The sequence below is a fragment of the Arthrobacter sp. FW306-1B-G06A genome (assembly GCF_058781765.1).
Genome location: NZ_JBYSXB010000028.1, coordinates 52,905 through 73,788 on the forward strand (window position 1 = coordinate 52,905; position 20,884 = coordinate 73,788).

The window sequence follows — 20,884 nt, forward strand, 5'->3', positions numbered from 1 at the left end:
TGGAGCGGAAAGCGGGCGGAACTTGGCGTGGCCTTACTCCTGGGGTCGGTTCCGATACGCCGCCAGGAACGTGGCGATCCTGCGCACGGCCTCCTCGATCTCCCGGACAGAGGGCAGGATCACGAAGCGGAAGTGGTCCGGGGTTGGCCAGTTGAAAGCCGAGCCGTGGGAGACAAGGATTTTCTGGTCCTGCAGCAAGTCGAGGACGAACTTCTCGTCGCTTTCGATCGGATAGACGTCAGGGTCCAGCCGCGGGAATAAGTACATTGCTCCGGCCGCCGGAACGCAAGTCACTCCGGGGATCGCAGTCAGGAGCTTCAAAGCCAGATCCCGCTGTTCGCGGAGCCGGCCACCTGGCCTGATGAGCTCCTCGATACTTTGGTAGCCGCCCAGGCAGGTCTGGATGGCGTGCTGCGCCGGAACGTTGGAGCACAACCGGAGGGACGCCAAGAGCTCCAGCGCCTCACGGTATTCGGCGGTTGCCGCGTGCGGGCCGGTCACAGCGACCCAGCCGGCCCGATAACCGGGCATGCGGTAAGCCTTGGAAAGGCCGCTGAAGGTCAGGACGCAGATGTCGTCTGCCACGGACGCCATGTGGATGTGCTGCGCGTCCTCGTAGCGGATCTTCTCGTAGATCTCGTCCGAGAAGAGGACAAGATCGTGCTTGCGTGCAAGCGCCGTGAACTGTTCCAGGATGTGGCGGGGGTATACCGCGCCTGTCGGGTTGTTCGGGTTGATGATGACGATTGCCTTGGTGCGCTTGGTGATCTTGGCCTCGACGTCGGACATGTCCGGCCACCAGTTCTGGCCCTCGTCGCAGAGATAGTGCACCGGTGTGCCCCCAGTGAGGGTCACGGTGGCCGTCCACAGCGGATAGTCCGGCGCGGGGATGAGGACCTCGTCGCCGTTTTCCAGGAAGGCCTGCAGCGTCATGGAGATCAGTTCGCTGACGCCGTTGCCGATGAAGATGTCCTCGACGCCGATATTCATCAGGTTCTTGGTCTGGTAGTACTGCGAAATCGCAGTCCGCGCCGTGAAGATGCCCTTGGAGTCGCTGTACCCCTGGGCTCCGCGGAGATGGTGGATCATGTCCACCACCACGGACTCCGGAGCTTCCAGTCCAAACGGCGCGGTGTCCCCAAGATTCATCTTGAGGATTCGGTGCCCTTCGGCCTCCATGGTCTTGGCCGCTTGGAGGATGGGCCCACGGAGTTCATAACGGACGTTTTGTAGTTTGCTGGAGTGCTGCATCGGACGCATGGTTGATCATTTCACGTCCGGGCACTCACTCCCATCGGATGATGACCGGCAGGCTGCTCGTGTTGGCTGAGACTTCGCGTTCAGTGCCGCGGACCGCCACGACAAAGTGCTGGAGATCGTCCGCCGAGGCCAGGACTTCGAAATGGCCGGTGGGATCGCTCACGACGGCGGCTGCGGAGGAATGCGGGCGGATATAAGCCTCAGGGATGCCCTTGTTGTGGATGTCGACCAACCTGCCGTGGATGAGCCGGGCCACCGTGGTGGCGGCAAGCCGGGGTTCAGCGGCCGGCTGCTCGGATGGCTCGTCGAGGCTTATGCCAATGGGGACGCGGACCAGGAAGCCGAGGCCTTGGCGGATGCCGGCGTCGTATTCGTCGGGCTGGAACTCGCCGCTGGAGACCACTGAGTATTGGGTGTTTTGTTCGATGGCAACGAGGAGCTTCTCCATGTTGTCCAGTTGCATGGGACCATGGCATTCCACGGCCACTTTGAGCTCAAGGTCCAGCAGCGGCCCCTCACGCCTGGAACGGCCCACCCTGTTCATGGCGACGGCGTGCACCGTCACGGGGGCATCGGGGGATTGGCCTATGGGTGGTTCGGAACCGTCATCGAAGCGCACGCGCACGGGCGAGACGGCGTCGGAAAGTATCCCGAGGAGCTCGGTCAGGGATGATCGCACAACACCCACGGTGACACTCCAGTCCACAAAGTGGTCCAGCTAGCCGTTGTGCTCTACGTTACTCCCGCACCGGTCCACGAGTCACCGGGGTTCAGGCATAACTCCATTCGATGGCTAGCTGTTTGGCGTGACATCGTTCCGGGCAGTCATGGTGGCTTCAATGACGCCTTGCATGAAAGCCATCACTATGTGGAGTTCGTCCGGCGAAAGCGCGTCGATGACCGGGGCGATGGCGCTCGCCAGCGGAGAAAACAATTCGCTGCCGGTGGCACGCGCGGAATCGGTCATCTCCAGATGTACCTGACGGCGGTCCTTCTCGCTGCGGCGTCGTGCCAAGTGGCCTGCCCGGTCGAGCCTGTCCACAAGGGCTGTTGTAGCCGGCGAACTCAGGTTGAGTGCCGCCCTGAGCGCTCCGGGAGTCATTGTCTTGCCCTCCCGTGCGGCAGCCACCATGGCTGCCAAGGCATTCAGGTCCGTCCGATGGAGGTGGTGGCGGTTGCTGACGGCCTCCACATACCGCTCCGTCTCGAGCGTGAACTGCTGGAGTAGCCCAAGGAGTACGGCTGCGGACCGGACGTGCTGATTGTCATCCATGAGGCCTCCTTCAGCCTCAATTATCCCACCGAGATGTCATTGACCAATTATCTCCATGATAGATATATTTTGTCATGGAAGTAATTACGGAGGGTGCGGGCATGATGGACAAACGGATTGGAACCGGGCGACGCAGCAGTTCGCGGTGGTGGTTGGCGGGGGCAGTGCTATCGCTGGTGGCGTGGATGGCGATCGGCGGAATCGGCGGCCCGACCTTTGGGAAGCTCAGCGAGGTATCCAGCAACGACCAAGCATCCTTCCTGCCAGCGAGCGCCGAATCCACCGAAGCCCGCGAATGGCAAAGCAAGTTCACTTCCAGCGGCAGCGTTCCCGCAGTGGTGCTGATCGAGTCTCCTGAGAAACTTTCACCCGCTCAACTGGCCGGATTGGCGCCCCTCGGCACCCAACTGTCCGCCGCCGTCGGGGTCAGCCATTCGACGTCGACGGTCGGGCCGATTCCGTCCACGGACGGCAAAGCTGCGCAGTTCATCGTCCCGGTGGAAGAAGGAAACGGGGTCAAGGGGAGCATCCAAGCGCTTCGCGAGAAGGCTGCGGGGTATGCAGTGGGGGCAGGGCTTCCCGCTGGAACAACCACCTACGTGACGGGACCGGCGGGCTTCCTTGCCGACTTGGTCAACGCCTTTGGCGGGATCGACGGGATATTGCTCTTCGCTGCGCTGGGGGCCGTTTTGGTCATCCTGCTGGCCGTCTACCGATCCGTGGTGCTGCCCTTTGTGGTGTTGCTTACCGCTGTCTTCGCGCTTTGCGGCTCCATCCTGGTGGTCTTTGCCTTGGCGAAGGCGGGCGCGATCCAATTGACGGGACAAAGCCAGGGGATCCTGTCCATCCTGGTAGTCGGCTCAGCCACCGACTATGCCCTCCTCTTTGTGGCCCGTTACCGTGAGGCCCTGGGTCAGGCGTCGAACAAATGGTCGGCTGTGGGACGCGCATACAAGGGGAGTTTCGGCGCCATCCTGGCATCCGGGACAACGGTCGCCTTGGCGTTGCTTTGCCTGCTCTTCTCGGAACTGAATTCAAACCGCGGATTGGGGCCCATCGGCGCAATCGGAATCGTCTTTTCAATGGCGGCCAGCCTGACGCTGCTTCCTGCGGCCCTCGGCTTGCTCGGCAAGTCCGCATTTTGGCCGCGTGCGCCGAGGACGGACCCGGCCGCGGGCGCCGGACCGAGCGCCGGAGTCGCCGGGGTCGCAGGCTCGGCAAACTCCGACATTCCACGGGTCTGGAGGCTTCTGGCTGGAATCATCGCCAAGCGGCCCAGGGCCGTTTGGCTGGGCGCAGCCGCCGTTTTGGTGGTCTGCGCGCTAGGCCTGCTCCAGCTCCAAGCCAGCGGAGTTCCGCAGTCGGCACTCATCCTGAGCAAATCCGAGGCAGTGGACGGCCAATCGGCACTGGGCCGGCACTATCCCGCCGGTGCAGGAAGCCCGGTGGTGGTTGTGGCCGACGAAAAGGCGGCAGTCGCGGTACTTGCGGAAGTCAAGGCCCAGGAAGGCATCTCGGATGCATCGGTGGTTTCGGCCCAACCGGATTCCGGCGTCCGCCCGCTCGCGAAAGCTGCGACGGACCCAGCCCCCTTGGTGCGGGACGGCCGGGTGTTGATCAATGCCACCTTGTCTTCGGAAGCCGACTCGGCGAAGGCCGAACAGACCATCGCCACGCTCCGGCAGAAGCTCCATGAAAAGGCCCCAGGAACCCTGGTGGGAGGAACCACAGCCACAGCCGCGGACACCAACGCGAGCGCGCAATCTGATTTGTGGCGCATCATCCCGATCGTTTTGGCCGTCATCCTGTTGGTGCTCATGGCACTGCTGCGCTCCGTCCTGGCGCCGCTATTGCTGATCGGGACTGTGGTGCTGTCCTATGCGGCCGCGTTGGGCGTCTCGGCCTGGGTGTTCAACCACGTGTTTGGATTCCCTGGAGCGGATGCCTCGGTTCCGCTCTTCGGGTTTGTCTTCCTCGTGGCCCTCGGCGTTGACTACAACATCTTCCTCATGACCCGCGTCCGGGAAGAGTCGACGCTCAACGGAACCCGGGCCGGTATCTTGAAGGGGCTCGGCGCCACCGGCGGGGTGATCACCTCCGCCGGAGTGGTTCTTGCCGCAACCTTTGCCGCGCTTGGGGTTATTCCGATCCTCTTCCTTGCGCAGATCTCCTTTATCGTGGCGTTCGGGGTGCTGCTCGACACCACGATCGTGCGCTCGCTGTTGGTCCCCGCGCTGGCTTACGACCTTGGCCGGCGCATCTGGTGGCCGGGCCGCTTGGCCCGCGATCCGGCGTCGAAAGCGGGTCAGCGGGCGGCCACGGCTTCCTGATCCCGCCACCAGGCCACTGTCGCTGCCATCGCGTCCGCAAGCGGCGTCGGTTCCAGACCGAGCTTGGCCTGGCTTGCTGTGGAGTCCATGACGAACGGCCGCTCGAACTGGTACAGCATTTCGGCCAGCTCCCGCATGTCGGTGGAAAACAGGCCCAGGGTCCGGAGCAGCCAGCCCGGAACCACACTCAGCTTCGCTTCGGGAACGCCGGCCGAGCGTGCGAAGTTTGCGGCGATTTCCCGCATCGTCATTGCCGGACCCGTGGGGGCGTGCAGTACCGAGTTCCAGAGTTCGGGCTTTTGCGCTGCGGCGATCATGGCTGCGGCAAGATCCGGGACGTACGTGAAAGAGCGCGGCTGCCCGGCGCTTCCGAGAACCTGGACCGTCTTGCCCTTGAGGACCAGGGGCACCATTCGCTCGCCGGCATGCGCCATGCGGGCCTGCGGACCGAAGAAATCGCCCGCCACCACGCTGACGGTATTCGCCGGGTGGGCTTGGCGGGCCTTCAGCAGGGCAGAGCGGATCCCGCGCTTCCCGCCGGTCGCCTCGCGCGGGCTGCTTTCGGTGATGGTCTTGTCCGGCTCGCTGTAGGAGTAGAGGCTCTCAGGGAAGACGACGACGGCGCCCGCTGCCCCGGCGGCGTCCATCACCACGTGCTCTGCTCCAGGAAGCTCGGCCGCCCAGGCTTTGGCCCGGTAGGCAGAACCGTGGATGCAGTGGAGGACGGCCGTGGCGCCATCGAAGGCGTCGGCCAACTTGGCCGGATCCGAGACGTCCACCCGGAGCTTTTCGACCAGCGGGTGGTCCGGGCCGCTGCCTGAGCGGGTCAGGACGCGCACCTGTTCTCCGCGGTCCGCGAGTTGCTCGGCAATGGTCCATCCGACGGGGCCTGCTCCTGTGACGACGTACATGGTGTTGCTCACTCTCTGATTGGGGATCCATTTCTCGGGTGAAGCTCTATTCCGAGAGCAGTGCTCTCGGAATTCAGGATGGACCCATTCGAATTGTCTGTCAAGAGCACTGCTCACATTTGTTGTCAGTGCTCTCCTTTGTGGCATGCTGGGTGCATGGACCTCCCTTCCGCCGCAGCGGCCAAGCACTCGACGCCCCGCGAGCGGGCCCGGGCCCAGACCGTGGCGGACATCATCCGGCTGGGTCGCCGGCACCTTGCCTTGCACGGCGCTGCGGGATTGTCCCTGAGGGCGGTCGCACGCGATCTCGGCGTGGTGTCCTCTGCCGTGTACCGCTATGTGGAGAGCCGCGACGAACTCCTGACCCTCCTGCTGATTGACGCTTACGGCGAGTTGGGCGACGAAGTGGACACCGCCGTCGACGCCCTCCCTGAGGACGACTACCGCGGCAGGTTCCTGGCGCTCGGGCGGGCCGTTCGCCAGTGGGCACTGCGCGAGCCGGCACGGTATGCCCTCCTGTTCGGCAGTCCGGTTCCCGGATACCAAGCGCCCGCAGAGCGCACCACGGAACCCGGAACGCGGGTGATCTACCGGATGGTGGGGATCTTCGACGCCGCCTACCGCGCAGGCGCCTTGGCCGCCGAAGTGGCGCCCGCCGTCGTCGTTCCTCCCGCCCTTGCCGCGGACCTCGCGGCTATCCGGGCCGAACTGGGCGTGGCCGTTCCAGAACCTGCGTTGGCGAGGGGCGTGCTGGTGTGGACGTCGGTCTTTGGGGCGGTCAGCTTCGAGGTGTTCGGCCAATACGGCGCCGACACCTTTGCCGCGCGCGACGAGCTGTTTGAGCACCAGCTCGAGGTGCTGCGGGGGGTCGTGGGGCTGTAGTCGCGAAGGTACAGTAACTGCATGGCCCGTGGACTTGCTGACATCGGTGCGGAGGGCGTCTTGCTCGCCGGGGCAGGCCGCGCCATCCTGATGCAGATTGCCAATCCCGCGGTCGGTCACGGCGTCGCCGAGCACAGCAATTTCGCCGAACGGCCATTGGACCGGCTGCGTGCCACCATGACGTACGTCTACGCCGTGGTCTATGGCACGGAAGAGCAACTGGCCGCCGTGCGCCGGGCCGTGAATCGTGCCCACGCGCCGGTTCGCCGGGCCGCGGACGATTCCACCGCGGGGTACAACGCCTTCGACGCGCAATCCCAGCTCTGGGTGGTTGCGACCCTCTACGACACCGCCGTCACCGTTTACGAAAAGGTCCATGGAGCCCTCGACGACGACACGGCCGATCGTATCTACCGCGAGTATGCGCGGATCGGGACAGCGTTGCAGCTGCCCGCCGAGCTCTGGCCTGCCGACCGCCCGGCCTTCGCGCGCTATTGGGACGAATCCTTACGGAACCTCGAGCCGGATGCAGCCGCTTTGAGGGTGGCACACGAACTCCTGCACCCCGTGAGCGGGCCGTTCTTGATGCGCTTGAGCATGCCGTTGGTCCGGCTGCTGACCGCGGGCCTCCTGCCGGAGGAGCTTCGCGCGGGATTCGGACTTCCGTGGAAGGCCCGCCATCAACGCAGCTTCGATGGCGCCATCCGGCTCTTGGCGGCGGCCTATCCAAGGCTGCCGGAAAAAATCAGGCATTGGCCGAAAAACTACTATCTTGGCCGGCTCGGACCGGGCGAGCCGGGTCCTGGCGAGTAGGCGCCCATGCGTGAGCTCACCGCGGTGGAGGAACTTATCGACGGGAGCGCGAGCCGCTTCGTGGGAAGTGCCCCGGCCCAGGGACTGCGATCCAGGCTCACTGAGTTCACGGTCTTCGGCCTCAAGCAGGCGTGGGCGTGCGTCTTCGGCGCCTCGCTCCTTGCCGTCATTTTCGCAGCTCACCTCTGGTATCCGGCCAACGCCGGCCTCGCGCGGAATGATTTCCTGACGATCGCCGCCGTCGTGATCCAAATCCTCATGGTGGCCGCGAGGCTGGAAACCTTGCGCGAGCTCAGGGTGATCGTGCTCTTCCACTTGGTGGGAACGGCCATGGAGTTGTTCAAGACCGACGTCGGCTCGTGGTCCTATGAAGCCGAAGGTGTCCTGCGGGTCGGCGCCGTTCCGCTCTTCAGCGGCTTCATGTACGCAGCGGTCGGCTCGTACATGGTGCGGGTTTACCGGGTTTTCGATCTGCGCTTCGCGAGGTATCCGCGGCGTTGGATCACTGCGGTCCTGGCTGCGGCCATCTATGTGAACTTCTTTTCGCACCACTTCATCGTTGATGCGCGCTGGGTCCTGCTGGCCGCCGTCGTCGTGATCTTTGGCCGGTGCGTCATGCACTTCCGGGTGTTCCGGCGTCGATTCCGGATGCCGCTGGTCGTCTCGTTCCTGCTGGTGGCGCTCTTTATCTGGATTGCCGAGAACATCGCCACCTGGTCGCACGCCTGGTTGTATCCGAGCCAACTGGACGGCTGGCACTTGGTGTCCCCGGACAAGCTTGTCTCGTGGTTCCTCCTGATGATCATCTCCGTGGTGCTGGTGGCGTGGGTGTACAGGCCGATGCCGCCTGACGCTGCACGCGTTCTCCCACGGCGAAATCGCGCGTAAATCCCCGAGTTTCCGCGGTCTTTTGGCTTCCGGTGAGCAGAGTTGAGCGTACTCGACTCAACTTTGGATTGACATTGAATGAGGCCTGAGTACAGTTGAGTGCAGAACGCTCAACCCGGTTTCATCGAAAGGAAGCAACATATGTCACGCGCTGTAGGTATCGACCTCGGAACCACTAACTCCGTCGTCTCTGTTCTCGAAGGTGGCGAGCCCACCGTCATCGCCAACGCCGAAGGTGGCCGCACCACGCCGTCGGTCGTTGCATTCTCCAAGTCCGGCGAAGTCCTGGTTGGCGAAATCGCCAAGCGCCAGGCCGTCAACAACATCGACCGCACCATCGCTTCCGTGAAGCGCCACATGGGCACCGATTGGTCCGTCGCCATTGACGACAAGAAGTACACGCCGCAGGAAATCTCCGCGCGTATCCTCATGAAGCTGAAGAACGACGCCGAGAGCTACCTCGGCGAAAAGGTCACCGACGCTGTCATCACCGTCCCGGCCTACTTCAACGACGCCGAGCGCCAGGCCACCAAGGAAGCCGGCGAAATCGCCGGCATGAACGTCCTCCGCATTGTCAACGAGCCCACCGCCGCTGCACTTGCCTACGGCCTGGACAAGGGCAAGGAAGACGAACTCATCCTGGTCTTCGACCTCGGCGGCGGAACATTCGACGTCTCCCTGCTGGAAGTCGGCAAGGACGAAGACGGCTTCTCCACCATCCAGGTCCGCGCCACGGCCGGTGACAACCGCCTCGGCGGCGACGACTGGGACCAGCGCGTTGTTGACTACCTGCTGAACCAGCTCAAGATCAAGGGCATCGACCTTTCCAAGGACAAGATCGCCCTCCAGCGTCTGCGCGAGGCTTCGGAGCAGGCCAAGAAGGAACTCTCTTCCTCCACCAGCACCAACGTGTCCCTCCAGTACCTGTCCGTCACCCCCGACGGCCCGGTCCACCTGGACGAGCAGCTGACCCGCGCCAAGTTCCAGGACCTCACCAAGGACCTGCTCGAGCGCACCAAGAAGCCGTTCCACGACGTCATCGCCGAGACCGGCATCAAGCTCTCCGAAATCGACCACATCGTGCTCGTGGGCGGTTCCACCCGTATGCCTGCCGTCTACGACCTCGTCAAGGAACTCGCCGGTGGCAAGGAGCCCAACAAGGGCGTCAACCCGGACGAAGTTGTTGCCGTTGGCGCAGCCCTCCAGGCCGGTGTGCTGAAGGGCGAGCGCAAGGACGTCCTCCTGATCGACGTCACCCCGCTCTCCCTCGGTATCGAAACCAAGGGCGGCGTCATGACGCACCTGATCGAGCGCAACACGGCCATCCCCACCAAGCGTTCCGAGACCTTCACCACCGCTGACGACAACCAGCCGTCCGTGGCCATCCAGGTCTTCCAGGGCGAGCGTGAATTCACCCGCGACAACAAGCCGCTGGGCACGTTCGAACTGACCGGCATCGCTCCGGCACCGCGCGGCGTCCCCCAGGTCGAGGTCACCTTCGACATCGACGCCAACGGCATCGTCCACGTCTCCGCCAAGGACAAGGGCACCGGCAAGGAGCAGTCGATGACCATCACCGGCGGCACCGCGCTCTCCAAGGAAGACATCGACCGCATGGTCCGTGAAGCCGAGGAACACGCAGCCGAGGACAAGGCCCGCCGCGAAGCTACCGACACCCGCAACACTGCCGAGCAGCTCGCCTACTCCGTAGACAAGCTCATCGCCGAAAACGACGAGAAGCTGCCGGAAGAGGTCAAGACCGAGGTCAAGGCCGACGTCGACGCCCTCAAGAAGGCCCTCGAAGGCACCGACGACGCAGCAGTGAAGACTGCTTTCGAGAAGCTGCAGCACTCGCAGTCGAAGCTGGGCGAAGCGATCTACTCGCAGGCCGGTTCCCCGGATGGCGCAAGCAGCGCCGCAGGTGCTGAAGGCGCCCACGCCGGCGCCAAGGCAGACGAGGACATCGTCGACGCCGAGATCATCGACGAAGACGAAAAGAAGTAAGCATGCCTCACCACGGCAACGACGCAGAGCACTCACCTTCCAACAACGAGGGCAACGAGCAGCACAAGCCGGTCATTCGGGACAACCGCAAGGTTGACCCGGAGACCGGGGCCGCCCGCCACACCCAAGGATCGGCAGCTGAATCCAACGCCGCTGCCGAGGGCGACGCCCTGTCCCAGGCTGAGGAAATCCTCAACGGCATGGAGGTTCCGGCTGAAGAGTCGGTAGCCCCCGGCGCCGCTGCGGAAGCAGAGGCCGCGGAACTCCGCAACGACCTCTTGCGCCTGCAGGCCGAGTACGTCAACTACCGCAAGCGCGTCGAACGCGACCGCGCCGTCGCAGGGGAAATGGCCGTCATCGGCGTCCTGAACGCCCTGCTGCCGGTGCTCGACGACGTCGACGCCGCCCGCCAGCACGGCGACCTCGTGGACGGCCCGTTCGCCGCGATCGCCGCCAAGCTGGAGAACGCGCTGAAGACGTACGGCCTGGAGCGCATCGCGGAAACCGGAGTCGAATTCGACCCCACGATCCACGAAGCACTCATCCAGCAGCCGGGCGAGGACATCGAAGTTGACACCGTCAGCCAAGTGCTGCGCTCCGGCTACCGCTCCGGCGGCCGAGTGCTGCGCGCGGCCCAAGTGATCGTGGCTGTGCCGGCTTAGACGGAGTTACCGCCTCACCGCGCCTTCGCGGATGAGGGGGCAGCACCGCGAAACGAGACAAGGGGCCCCGCCCCTTCGCCGGGTGGCCCAGGATCTGCGATCCTTGGCCATCCGGCTTCGGCAGCGGATATTGGCCTTCCCAACACTCGCAAGCTCGTGTCGGGGCCCTCGGCCAGATCCTTAGATGCCACTCCCGGGCCCCTTGCCTCGCTCCGCTCAGGCGGTCGTCTCACCTAAGGTGGGATAAGCGCAGCGCAGCTGGATAGGGGGCCGCGGCGTGGCGGGCACCGCGGAGCGGGCACGGCCCCCTATCCAGCGGAGCGCAAACTGAACCAAAATCGAAAGGAAACGCCCTTGGCCAGCCAGGACTGGGTTGAGAAGGATTTTTACGCCATCCTTGGTGTCGCCAAGGACGCCTCTGACGCTGACATCAAGAAGGCGTACCGCAAGCTTGCGCGGAAGTACCATCCGGATACCAATTCCGGGGATGCTGCTGCGGAGAAGAAGTTCAAGGACATCTCGGAGGCCTATTCGGTGCTCTCGGATGCCGAGGAGCGCCAGCAGTACGATGCCATTCGCGCCATGGGCGGGGCACGCTTCGCCCCGGGCGCAGCTCGCGGCGGCCCGGCCAATGGCGGCTTCGAGGACCTGTTCGGCGGGCTTTTCGGCGGCGGACGCCAGCCTGCCGGTGCCGGGGGCATCCCGCCCGAGTTCGCTGACCTCTTCGGCGGTGGCTTCGGCGGTGGACAGACCGGTTTCCAGCGGGCCCCGCAAAAGGGCAGCGACCGCACGGCGTCCACCTCGATTTCCTTTGCAGGCTCCATTCATGGCACCACGGTGAGCCTCCGCGAAAGCAACGGCAACGTCATCGACGTGAAGATTCCCGCGGGCATCAGGGACGGCCAGAAGGTCCGCCAGCGTGGCAAGGGCAACCCAGGCGCAGCCGGAAACGGGGACCTCATCATCACGGTGAACGTCAAGCCCCACGATTTCTTCAATCGCGACGGCGACAACATCCGGATCCATGTGCCGGTCACCTTCGCCGAGGCGGCCTTGGGTTCCAACATCCACGTGCCGACGCTCGACGGCGACACTGTCACCCTCCGCGTCCCGGCCGGCACGCCTTCCGGGCGGACGCTCCGGGTCAAAGGCCGAGGCGTCAAGACCTCGAAGGGCACCGGAGACCTGCTGGTGACGATCGACGTCTCCGTCCCGCAGAACCTCAACAAACAGGCCGAGGAAGCTGTCAAGGCGTTCGCCGCGGCTACGGCCGACGCCGATCCTCGCCACGACCTGGCCGCCAAGGCCCGCTTGTAGCGGCAGAAGACATGGGAGGGGACGTAGGCATGGGCATCGACATCAACCAGCCGATCTTCGTCATCTCCGTCGCGGCCGAACTGGCTGACATGCACCCGCAGACCCTGCGGCAGTACGACCGACTCGGCATCGTGTCGCCGAGCCGTGCGCCGGGCAAGTCCCGGCGTTACTCCCAACGCGACATCGACCGCTTGCGCGAGGTCCAGCGGCTCTCCCACGAAGGCGTGTCCCTTGAGGGCATCAAGCGCATCCTTGAGCTCGAAAACCAGGTGGCCGCGCTGCAGTTCCGCGTGGCCGAGTTGAGCGAGGAACTGCAGCGGCGGCGGAGCCCCATGGAGGCCCGCGTTTTCGCGGCGGGAGCAGCCGGCGACGTCGTCAGCCTGGCCCGCGGGCAGCGGCCCCGGGCGCGGTCCCAGGCAGTTGTGGTGTGGAGACCGCGACCGGGGGAGTAGTCCTCTAGGGCCGCGAGAGGGACGCCAGCAGCACCGGCGCCTCCTGCCCGGCCCACGTGCCCCGAAGGGCAGCCGAATCTTCCGAACCCTGGATCCCCAGATACAGGACACGGTTCACCTGGACGGTGAGTTCACCAGCGTCGATGCTGGTAACGCCGCCTTCGGTGATCGGCGCTGCGGGACTCAGAGCGGGGACTTCGCTGCCGGGGGTTCCACTGCCCTTGACCTCGACGGAACTCGCCCTTGGCTCCAGCACGCCGTCCATGTCCACGAACTGTTCGGCTTCCCGCTGCCCAGTGAGGATGGCGGTGGCCAGGGCAGCGACGTAGACGGGATCGGTGCAGGCGTCGTACACCCACCTCGTGCCCAACACGGAGTGTTCCATGGTGCCGAGCAGCGAGTGCTCCGCACCGGGCAATTCCGAACCCCGGTAGCTCAGGGGAACCTGGTAGACCTTGCCGCCGTGGGAGACCAAGTGGGTTTCGAGGCCGACTTCGCCGTCCGGATCATCGAAGCGGTACGCACCGAGCAGCTCGGGCGGCGCGGAGCCATCCTTGGTGAACCACGGCTGGACGGGCAAATACCTTTCGATGAGTTCAAGTTTGCTGGGACTCAGGGTTGCTCGATGGATAATAGCCATGCGGTCCAGCCTAGGCCACCTAGAAGCAGTTGCTTCAGGGCGAACCTACTCCGCAAATAGCCCGGCCAGGTCCTCCGCCGTCAGCGCGCCACCGGCCAGGGCGTCGCCTTCCATGACATCCGCGAACAGCTGCGACTTCTTGGTCTTGAGCGCCATGACCTTTTCCTCGATGGTGTCCTTGGCCACCAGGCGGTAGACCATGACGTTCCTCGCCTGCCCGATCCTGTGGGTGCGGTCCACCGCCTGTGCTTCGGAAGCTGGGTTCCACCACGGGTCCAGCAGGAACACGTAGTCGGCCTCGGTCAGGTTAAGGCCGAAGCCGCCGGCCTTCAAGGAAATGAGGAACACGGGTGCTGCGCCGTTCTTGAATTCGCTCACGACGTCGGCCCGGTTCCGGGTGCTGCCGTCGAGGTAGCAATACTCGATGTCCTCCGCGTCGAGCCGCTCCCGGACCTTGCCCAGGAACCCCGTGAACTGGCTGAAGATGAGCGCCCGGTGCCCCTCGGCGACGATGTCCTCCAGCTGTTCGAACAGCACATCCAACTTGGACGAGCGCACGGCTGACAAGGACTCGTCCACCAGGGAGACGTCCAGGCTCAGCTGCCTCAGCAGGGTGAGCGACTGGAAAATGGTGAAGCGGTTCTTATTGACATCGTCGATGAGCCCAAGGATCTTCTGACGCTCCCGCTGCAAGTGGGTCTGGTACACCTTCTGGTGCCGCGGGTTGAGCACCACTTCGAGCACCTGTTCCTGCTTGGGCGGCAGGTCCTTGATGACTTGCTCTTTGGTGCGGCGCATCATCAGGGGACGGACCCGACGGCGGAGCTTGGCGAGCTGGGCCTTGTCGCCGTTCTTTTCGACGGGCTTTTGGTAGTACTCCGCGAAGCGGCGCGGGCTGGAGAAAAGTCCCGGTGCGACGATCGAGGTCAGCGCCCAGAACTCCATGAGGTTGTTCTCAAGCGGGGTTCCCGTGATGGCCAGCTTGAAGGATGCCGGGAGTTTCCGGGCGCACTGGTAGGCCTTGGACTGGTGGTTCTTGACGAACTGGGCTTCATCGAGCATCAGTCCGGCCCATTCCTTGGCGGCGTAGGCTTCGTAGTCGATCCGGAACAGCGCGTACGAGGTGATGACGACGTCGATGCCCGCCATGGATTCCTGCGGATCCGCGCCGCTCTTGGCGAAGGTCTCTCCCACGGTCTTTATGCTCAAACCGGGGGCGAAGCGCTGCACTTCCGCGGCCCAGTTACCCACGACGCTGGTGGGCGCCACCACCAGGAAGGGGGCGCTGCCGCCCGCGGTGCCTCCGGCGCCGGACTCAGCCTGCTCCTTCGCCGCGCACATCAAGGCAATCGCCTGCACTGTCTTGCCGAGGCCCATGTCGTCGGCCAGGACGCCACCCAGGCTGTGGCGGTAGAGGAAACTCAGCCAGTTGAATCCCTCCAACTGGTACGGGCGCAGCTCGGCGTCGAGCGAGCCCGGCAGCGGCAGCCCGGTCACGCCGTCGTCGAGCAATCCGCCCACGGCCTCCCGCCATGCTGCCGCCTGCTCGTCGACGATCCCCAATTGCGCGAGCTCATCCCAGAGCCCGGCCTGGAAACGGCTGATCTGCAGGGTGCCGTGCCGGTCCGGGTTGTCCTGCAAGGACCTGGCCTCGTCGATCAGCGCGCGGAGTTGGTGCAGTTCGGGCAGGTCCAGCGAGAAGTAGGCGCCGCTCGGCAGCAACATCCGGCTCTGGCCGGCCGCGAGGGCGGAAAACACGGCCGCGAAGGACACGGGTTCGCCCTCGAGCGTGATGACGATGCCAAGATCGAACCAGTCGCGGCTGTCGGTTGCCTTGGTCGAAATGGAGACGACGGGAGCCTCGGTGGCCTCGCGGTAGTCGGCGATCTCGCCGGAGGTGTCCACGACGACGTCGGGCAGTTCGCGGAGCCGGGGCAGCACCTCCTCGGTGAAGGCCAGGGTGTCCAGCCCATCCAGCGCCACCGAGGCGGCGAGGCGTGGAGCCCCCCATCCGCCGCTCGACGATTCGCCCAGCGCGGCAACCACCTCCCAAGGCCGGCCCAGGGTCTCCAGGATCCGGGCTTCCTCGGCGTCGTCGCGATAGCCGTGGTCGTCAGGGTGCCGCCAGAGGGGTTGGGCAGTCACGAGCTTGCCGGCTTTATAGTGCCATTCCCAGTGCAGCCGCACGCGGTGGTCGGAGCCGTAGTTCGCCAGCAAGGACAGCGTGGGCACGGCGAGGACCGGCAACTCGACGGAATGGTCCGCTGCCGTGACCCGCGTGGACTGCTTGAGCTTCGGATAGAACGCCGTGAGGAATCGTTCTTCGTCCTTTGCCGGGATCTGGAGCCCGGACGCGCCCATGACGAAATCGAGGAGTTCCTGCGACTCACCGCCCTCCAAAGGGGCCAGCGTGATGAGGTTAGCGGGGGCCGAAACGCCGGGCAAGTGCCCCTCGCCGGGACCCGTGAAGAACAATCCATGCGCCGGGCGGCCGATCAAGCCCAAGGCCGCCGGATCAAGGGCGTCCCCGCCCAAGGTCACCGACGGCGACAGCTGCAGTCCGTCGTCGGGCCGGCTAAGGTCGAGCCCGACGACGGCGGGCTCCGCGGCAATGCGGACCGGCTCGGTCCCGCCGGAGTGGATGAGCGAAACCCCGACCTTCGAGGCTTCGGCGAGCAGGCTCCACAGGTTCTTGCCGGCGAATTCGTTGAGCAGCATCCACATGCTGGAAGTGAGCTGCCGGTAGTCCGCGGTGGAATGCGCGGCGAGGAAGTTCTGCATCCAGTCGATATGGGCTTCGTTGAACTCGCGCTTGTAGCCGAGGTAGTTCAGGTTGGTCCAGGAGACGTCGCCCCGGATCCACTTGCCCTTGGCTCCCATCATCACTGGGCGGGCCTTGAGCTGGCGCACGCTGCGGAGAGGATCGCGCCGGCCTGTGTAGGAGAAGTGCGGGGCCGGTTCTTCCACTTCGAAGGCCAGTGCCAAGGGGAGGCCCTGGCCTTGCGGTGCGGTCCCCGGGGTGGCGATGAGCTTGCTGAGCGCCTGTTCCCAGGCCGGCCGCTGCACGATTCCCCCTGTTTGGGCCGTCTGTCCGAACGCGGGCGCGCTGAGCAGCTGTGCCCGCACTGCGGGATGGTCTTCGGCGGCGAAGAGAAGGGCGGCCACGTGTTTGCAGTCCTTGCGGACGGGGCAACTGCACACGCCCACGGTGCAGCTCCAGCCTCCGGGCTTGCGGACCAGCTTGGCCGACGTCGAATACGGTGACGGGCCGCTGCCCCTGACCTTGCCCATCATCAGGCCCGTGGCGGAGTCGAAGGTGATGCCGCTGACCCGGCTACCCATGGCATAGGCGAGGCCGGCCGCGAGGGAGCGGTCGTTAATGGCGGGTGTCTGAATCGCCAGTTCCCAGGAATCGTCTGAGTGGGAAGGCATTCGTTAAGGCTACTTTCGGCAGGAGGCTATCTATGAATCCTAGGGCCCACGCAGCAGCCCTGAAACTTTGCCCGACGTTCACCTCTGCCTAGCTTGCCCGACAACCGCCCCCGCGTACGTTGAAAGGGTCCGGAGCAGCACAAGCTTCCCAGCAGTGAGGAAATCCCATGACCAGCAATGAGAACCCCGTCGTTCTGACGAAGGACAGCATCGAGGCCGACAACGCAGAAGTTGTGGACGCGAACGTCACCGTGGTCAACGAGATGTACGAGGAGCTCCTCAACCACGAGGAAATCGCTACCAACGCCCTGCGCAGCTACTTTGTGGACTACTACCTGACACAGGCACTCGCGGGCGGTTTCGCCCAGTACGTCTTCACGGTCCCGGAGCGCGAAGAGGTGGATGCGTTTGTCCGCGAAGGCCTTGAAGGAATGGGCGCCAAGGGCCACCTCGAGCTGTTCAACCGCACCGCAGCAGCTTTCGACGCGCTCTCTGAGGAGGACGCCGAGGCCTACCTGGACGGCGACCTTGACGAGTCCGAGGTGGCACCGGAAGCCGTTGCCGAGCTCGAGGCCCTCGACGGCGAATTCGAATCCCTCCTGGAGACCGAAGACATCATCGAACTCAACGCAGCGTGGCTCCGCAGCCAGGACGGTGTGCTCTACCTCGACGAGGAGCAGCTCGAGGCACACATCGCCGAGCGTGTAGCCCTCATCCCGAACCTCGAAGAGCGCCAGGCCGAGGCGGCCGAAGCCGAACTCGAGAACGCCCCCGAATTCGAGCTCATCATCCGCGAACTGTGCGATGTTGCCGGCTACCGGCTGGAGAAGATCATCATGGGCGATCCCAACTACGAGCACGACGGCGAGACGATCCTCGCCTGGCACTTTGCCACGGACCACGGCAACTACATCATGATCGAAGAGGACGACGAAGCCTTCATGATCCACCCCGAGACGAAGGAAATCATCGCCGCGGTGGAGTTCGAGGACGCTGAAGCGTTCGAAGACGCCTAAGACGCCTAAGACGCCCGCTCACTTTTAGGGCATCTGGGGCGGACGCCCGCTCACCTTTGAGGCCTTTTGGACAAACGCTCGCTCAGATCTTCCGGCCGGTCCGGAAAGATCTGAGCGAGCGTTTGCCGTTTGGGGTGCAAACGTGAGCGACGGTTTCAGTAGCCCATGCTGCTCCCGCTTGGTGTGCTGCTAGGGGTCACCATGGAACCGGACGGGCTGACCATGAACCATACGCCACCCACGCCTTGTCCGTAGGTGTCACTGGAGTCTTCATCCTTGGAGTAGAAGTAGATAGGCATCCCGTTGATGGTGATCTGCATCTTGCCGTCTGCCGTGGGGATGGTGCCGATGGTTCCGCTCACCCCGTCAACCGCCGGTTTGGCCGACGTCGTTGTCACTGCCGGCCAGTTGGTGGCACAGCCGCCGGTGCAGGCGCTCTTGCCGGAATCCTTGACGTCCTTCGCGAAGACGTAGACGCTCTTGCCGTTCGCCGCGACCACTCTCTCGCCGACGCTCGACGACGCCGTCTTCAGTTCGGCCGCGCCAGCAGGAGTGCTCGACGCCGGAGCGCTTGAACTCGACGCCGCGGGGCTGGGACTGGTGGCGCTCGAAGATGACGACGCGCCGGGGCTTCCTCCACAGCCAGTGAGGGCGATGGCCAGAGCAAGGATGCCGAGCCCGGTGCCGAGTTGCTTCTTCATGGTTTGCTCCTTCGGGTCGACCGGCCGTGGACGTGCCGGAAGCTAACCCGTACGACGCCGTCGGGTGAAGAATGGTTCAGGGGGCTTGAACCTTTTTCGTGGCGGGCACGTCGTATCGCAGGAGAAGGGGAAGCCGAGCACCAAGGAGGCGCCGATGCCGCTCGACGAGGATGTAGTGGCCGCGATCTACCGCGACCACGGCACGGCCCTGCGCCGCTTCGTGCTGAGCTGCACGCCGGACGCGCACTTGGCTGAGGACGTAGTCCAGGAAACCATCCTTCGCGTGTGGCAGCACGCCCCGCAGATCACCGGCAGCCTGCGCAGCTATTTGTTCCGCACTGCCCGCAACGTCATCATCGACAACTACCGCAAGGCCCAGCGGCGCCCGGCAGAGGCTGCCGAACGCGACATGGCGGATCCGGAGGAGGCCACCGAACGGGTGGACGAGCTCCTCAACCGGGTCCTCATGGAGGAGGCGCTCCTGAGGCTCAGCACCGAACACCGGGAGGTCCTGGTAGCACTGCATTATGAACGTTTCACGGTGAACGAGGCCGCGTTGAGGCTCAACATCCCCAGCGGCACAGTGAAGTCCCGGGCCTTCTACGCCGTGAGGGCGCTCCGCACGATTCTCGACGAAATGGGGGTGCAGCGGTGAACGAAACCGGACTTCACCAATTGCTGGGCGCCTACTTGCTCGGCGGACTCGAGCCTGCCGAGGCCCGGATTTTCGAGGAGCACTTGGCAAGCTGCGCTGAGTGCCGGCTCGAGTTGGGCGAGCTGGAGAGCCTCCCCGCCCTCCTCGACGCCGTCCCTGTGCCCGACGCCGTCGCGCTCGCCGCCGGGCGCCCCGCCGTCGAGCCCTCTACCGCTGCCCCTTCCGACGCCCGCCCACTTACAGGGGCTTTCACGGAAACGCTCCCGCAGCCGATCCTCCTGAAGATGGCGGCACGGCGGCGGAAATCCCGACGCCGGTGGGCGGCCCTGGTGGGTGCCGTCGCCGCGGCGTGCCTTGGCTTGGGCATACTGGCAGGGCCCGTGTTGAACCAGCCACCCAAGCCTGACGCCAGTTACTCCGTGCAGACAGACAATGGCCTGCAGCTCACCGTGGGGCTCGTCAGGAAGGCGTGGGGGACCGAGCTTCAGCTGGAAGGCCGCAGCATGCCGGCGCAAGGCACGATGTACCTGTGGGTCAAGGGCCGCGACGGCACGGAGGAAATGGCGTGCGGATGGACCGCGACGTCCAGTGGCCACATCAAGGTCACGGGTGCGACGCCGGTCCAGCTCGCCGGGATTTCGGGCGTGGAACTGCGCGATGACAACCAAAAGACGGTCGCGGCGATTTCGGTCCCGGGGAGCTAGGGGTCCCCAGGACCTAGGCGGTGCCAGATTACGCGGATGCTGCCTCGCTGGCCTCAGGATCGGGGAGGTCGCTTCGTTCCCAGATGGGCATGTCCAGTCGGTTGAAGCTGTAAAGATGGATTCCCGAGATGCCATCCGGGTGCGCCATGATCTCGGAAACGAGGCCTTCCGGTGAGTACTTGTCCCCGCCTAGAAGCTTCCGGGCAAGGGTTCCTTTATTGCTGAGGAACTTCAGGGACGTCCCGACGCCGATCTGGGCTGCCAGGGCCAGCAGTTTGGTCCGGGGAACGGCCCCGGCCACGCCTGCCCACACCGGCAGCTCGACGCCTTCCCGGCGCAGGAGTGCTGCGTAGTCGAGGATCGTCGGGGCGGAGAAGCACATTTGCGTGACAACGTGCGTGGCCAGATGTTGTTTGGCCAGCAGGGCATCCAGCAAGTCGAGGCCGCTCATGGACGGATGCCCCTCGGGGTAACCGGCGATGCCCGCCGTGATGCTGCCACCGGTGTACTCGGCGATATCCGCCAAGAGGGGAAGGCACGATCGGTAGGGGCTGGCACCTTGGGCTCCGTCGCCACCGATGGCGAAAACCTCACTAATCCCGACGGCCTCGCAGTCCCGGAGGATACCGGAGAGTTGCGCCCCGCTCTCCAGCCCACGTGCCGAGAGGTGCGGAATCACGGTGTAGCCAAGGAGGCTGAGCTTGATGGAAGCCTCCATGGTCCGCTCGATCCCGTGATGGGGCAGGCAGGTCACGGTGAGCGTCGTGGAAAGCGGTACCGCTGCCTGGACTTTCTCAACGATTCCGTCTGAGGGAATGATTTCAATCCGGGTGGGGAACATACTGGCTCCTTCCGGATCAAGCCGTCGCGTGGTGTGCGAGGAGGGTGCGGGCTTCCTGGCGGGTGGTGCCGGAGTCCTGGATGCCTTCGGCGATGTGTGCCAG

Annotated in this window: 19 protein-coding genes; 11 read left to right on the forward strand and 8 right to left on the reverse strand. The window is 64.7% G+C overall.

Annotated features, from left to right (window positions below):
* Positions 1–33: 33 nt before the first annotated feature.
* The 3 genes from AC3WJM_RS15175 to AC3WJM_RS15185 form a co-directional block, all read right to left on the reverse strand.
* Entirely contained in the window at positions 34–1,260 is a 1,227-nt protein-coding gene (locus AC3WJM_RS15175) for a pyridoxal phosphate-dependent aminotransferase (RefSeq protein WP_441432948.1), read from the reverse strand.
* A gap of 25 nt (positions 1,261–1,285) precedes the next feature.
* Positions 1,286–1,948, reverse strand: a complete 663-nt coding sequence (locus AC3WJM_RS15180) for a hypothetical protein (protein WP_306963100.1) — start codon at positions 1,946–1,948, stop codon at positions 1,286–1,288.
* Between the two features lie 105 nt (positions 1,949–2,053).
* The gene (locus AC3WJM_RS15185; protein ID WP_306963099.1) at positions 2,054–2,533 is read right to left on the reverse strand and encodes a MarR family winged helix-turn-helix transcriptional regulator; all 480 of its coding nucleotides are present in this window, start codon (positions 2,531–2,533) and stop codon (positions 2,054–2,056) included.
* 104 nt (positions 2,534–2,637) lie between these two features.
* Between AC3WJM_RS15185 and AC3WJM_RS15190 the strand changes: the two genes are divergently transcribed.
* Positions 2,638–4,863 (forward strand): MMPL family transporter, encoded by a 2,226-nt coding sequence (locus AC3WJM_RS15190; protein ID WP_492272286.1) that lies wholly within the window; start codon positions 2,638–2,640, stop codon positions 4,861–4,863.
* On the opposite strand, the gene AC3WJM_RS15195 is transcribed toward AC3WJM_RS15190, so the two are convergent.
* Complete coding sequence (locus tag AC3WJM_RS15195) at positions 4,839–5,774, reverse strand: NAD-dependent epimerase/dehydratase family protein (RefSeq protein ID WP_492272287.1); 936 nt, start codon at positions 5,772–5,774, stop codon at positions 4,839–4,841. The genes AC3WJM_RS15190 and AC3WJM_RS15195 overlap by 25 nt on opposite strands.
* 156 nt (positions 5,775–5,930) lie before the next feature.
* Here AC3WJM_RS15195 and AC3WJM_RS15200 point away from each other — a divergent pair, with 156 nt between their 5' ends.
* From AC3WJM_RS15200 to AC3WJM_RS15230, 7 genes are all read left to right on the forward strand, one after another.
* Complete coding sequence (locus AC3WJM_RS15200) at positions 5,931–6,656, forward strand: TetR/AcrR family transcriptional regulator (protein WP_306963096.1); 726 nt, start codon at positions 5,931–5,933, stop codon at positions 6,654–6,656.
* Positions 6,657–6,677: 21 nt separating this feature from the next.
* Positions 6,678–7,469: an oxygenase MpaB family protein gene (locus tag AC3WJM_RS15205; protein ID WP_492272277.1), complete on the forward strand. Its 792-nt coding sequence runs from the start codon at positions 6,678–6,680 to the stop codon at positions 7,467–7,469.
* A 6-nt stretch (positions 7,470–7,475) separates the two neighbouring features.
* Positions 7,476–8,357 (forward strand): DUF817 domain-containing protein, encoded by an 882-nt coding sequence (locus AC3WJM_RS15210; protein WP_492272278.1) that lies wholly within the window; start codon positions 7,476–7,478, stop codon positions 8,355–8,357.
* A gap of 141 nt (positions 8,358–8,498) precedes the next feature.
* On the forward strand, positions 8,499–10,361 hold the full coding sequence (gene dnaK, locus AC3WJM_RS15215) for a molecular chaperone DnaK (RefSeq protein ID WP_306963091.1): 1,863 nt from the start codon (positions 8,499–8,501) through the stop codon (positions 10,359–10,361).
* 2 nt (positions 10,362–10,363) lie between these two features.
* On the forward strand, positions 10,364–11,023 hold the full coding sequence (locus tag AC3WJM_RS15220) for a nucleotide exchange factor GrpE (protein WP_306963090.1): 660 nt from the start codon (positions 10,364–10,366) through the stop codon (positions 11,021–11,023).
* A 354-nt stretch (positions 11,024–11,377) separates the two neighbouring features.
* The gene (locus tag AC3WJM_RS15225; protein WP_492272279.1) at positions 11,378–12,340 is read left to right on the forward strand and encodes a DnaJ C-terminal domain-containing protein; all 963 of its coding nucleotides are present in this window, start codon (positions 11,378–11,380) and stop codon (positions 12,338–12,340) included.
* A 29-nt stretch (positions 12,341–12,369) separates the two neighbouring features.
* Entirely contained in the window at positions 12,370–12,792 is a 423-nt protein-coding gene (locus AC3WJM_RS15230) for a heat shock protein transcriptional repressor HspR (RefSeq protein WP_269995195.1), read from the forward strand.
* Between the two features lie 4 nt (positions 12,793–12,796).
* Here AC3WJM_RS15230 and AC3WJM_RS15235 read toward each other — a convergent pair whose 3' ends face one another.
* Positions 12,797–13,432 carry a CG0192-related protein gene (locus AC3WJM_RS15235; RefSeq protein WP_492272280.1) on the reverse strand — a complete coding sequence of 212 codons (636 nt, stop codon included), beginning with the start codon at positions 13,430–13,432 and terminating at the stop codon, positions 12,797–12,799.
* Positions 13,433–13,477: 45 nt separating this feature from the next.
* Entirely contained in the window at positions 13,478–16,864 is a 3,387-nt protein-coding gene (locus AC3WJM_RS15240; RefSeq protein WP_492272281.1) for a DEAD/DEAH box helicase, read from the reverse strand.
* Between the two features lie 167 nt (positions 16,865–17,031).
* Here AC3WJM_RS15240 and AC3WJM_RS15245 point away from each other — a divergent pair, with 167 nt between their 5' ends.
* Positions 17,032–17,880, forward strand: a complete 849-nt coding sequence (locus tag AC3WJM_RS15245) for a DMP19 family protein (RefSeq protein ID WP_492272282.1) — start codon at positions 17,032–17,034, stop codon at positions 17,878–17,880.
* A 155-nt stretch (positions 17,881–18,035) separates the two neighbouring features.
* Here AC3WJM_RS15245 and AC3WJM_RS15250 read toward each other — a convergent pair whose 3' ends face one another.
* Positions 18,036–18,581 carry a COG4315 family predicted lipoprotein gene (locus tag AC3WJM_RS15250; protein ID WP_492272283.1) on the reverse strand — a complete coding sequence of 182 codons (546 nt, stop codon included), beginning with the start codon at positions 18,579–18,581 and terminating at the stop codon, positions 18,036–18,038.
* Positions 18,582–18,735: 154 nt separating this feature from the next.
* Between AC3WJM_RS15250 and AC3WJM_RS15255 the strand changes: the two genes are divergently transcribed.
* Together AC3WJM_RS15255 and AC3WJM_RS15260 are read left to right on the forward strand one after the other, a co-directional pair.
* Positions 18,736–19,236 (forward strand): sigma-70 family RNA polymerase sigma factor, encoded by a 501-nt coding sequence (locus AC3WJM_RS15255; protein ID WP_059389901.1) that lies wholly within the window; start codon positions 18,736–18,738, stop codon positions 19,234–19,236.
* Positions 19,233–19,940, forward strand: coding sequence for an anti-sigma factor family protein (locus tag AC3WJM_RS15260; protein ID WP_492272284.1), 708 nt, complete (start codon positions 19,233–19,235; stop codon positions 19,938–19,940). The genes AC3WJM_RS15255 and AC3WJM_RS15260 overlap by 4 nt, the downstream gene beginning before the upstream one ends.
* A 28-nt stretch (positions 19,941–19,968) precedes the next feature.
* Here AC3WJM_RS15260 and AC3WJM_RS15265 read toward each other — a convergent pair whose 3' ends face one another.
* The gene (locus AC3WJM_RS15265; protein ID WP_492272285.1) at positions 19,969–20,781 is read right to left on the reverse strand and encodes a methylenetetrahydrofolate reductase; all 813 of its coding nucleotides are present in this window, start codon (positions 20,779–20,781) and stop codon (positions 19,969–19,971) included.
* Positions 20,782–20,884 lie beyond the last annotated feature (103 nt).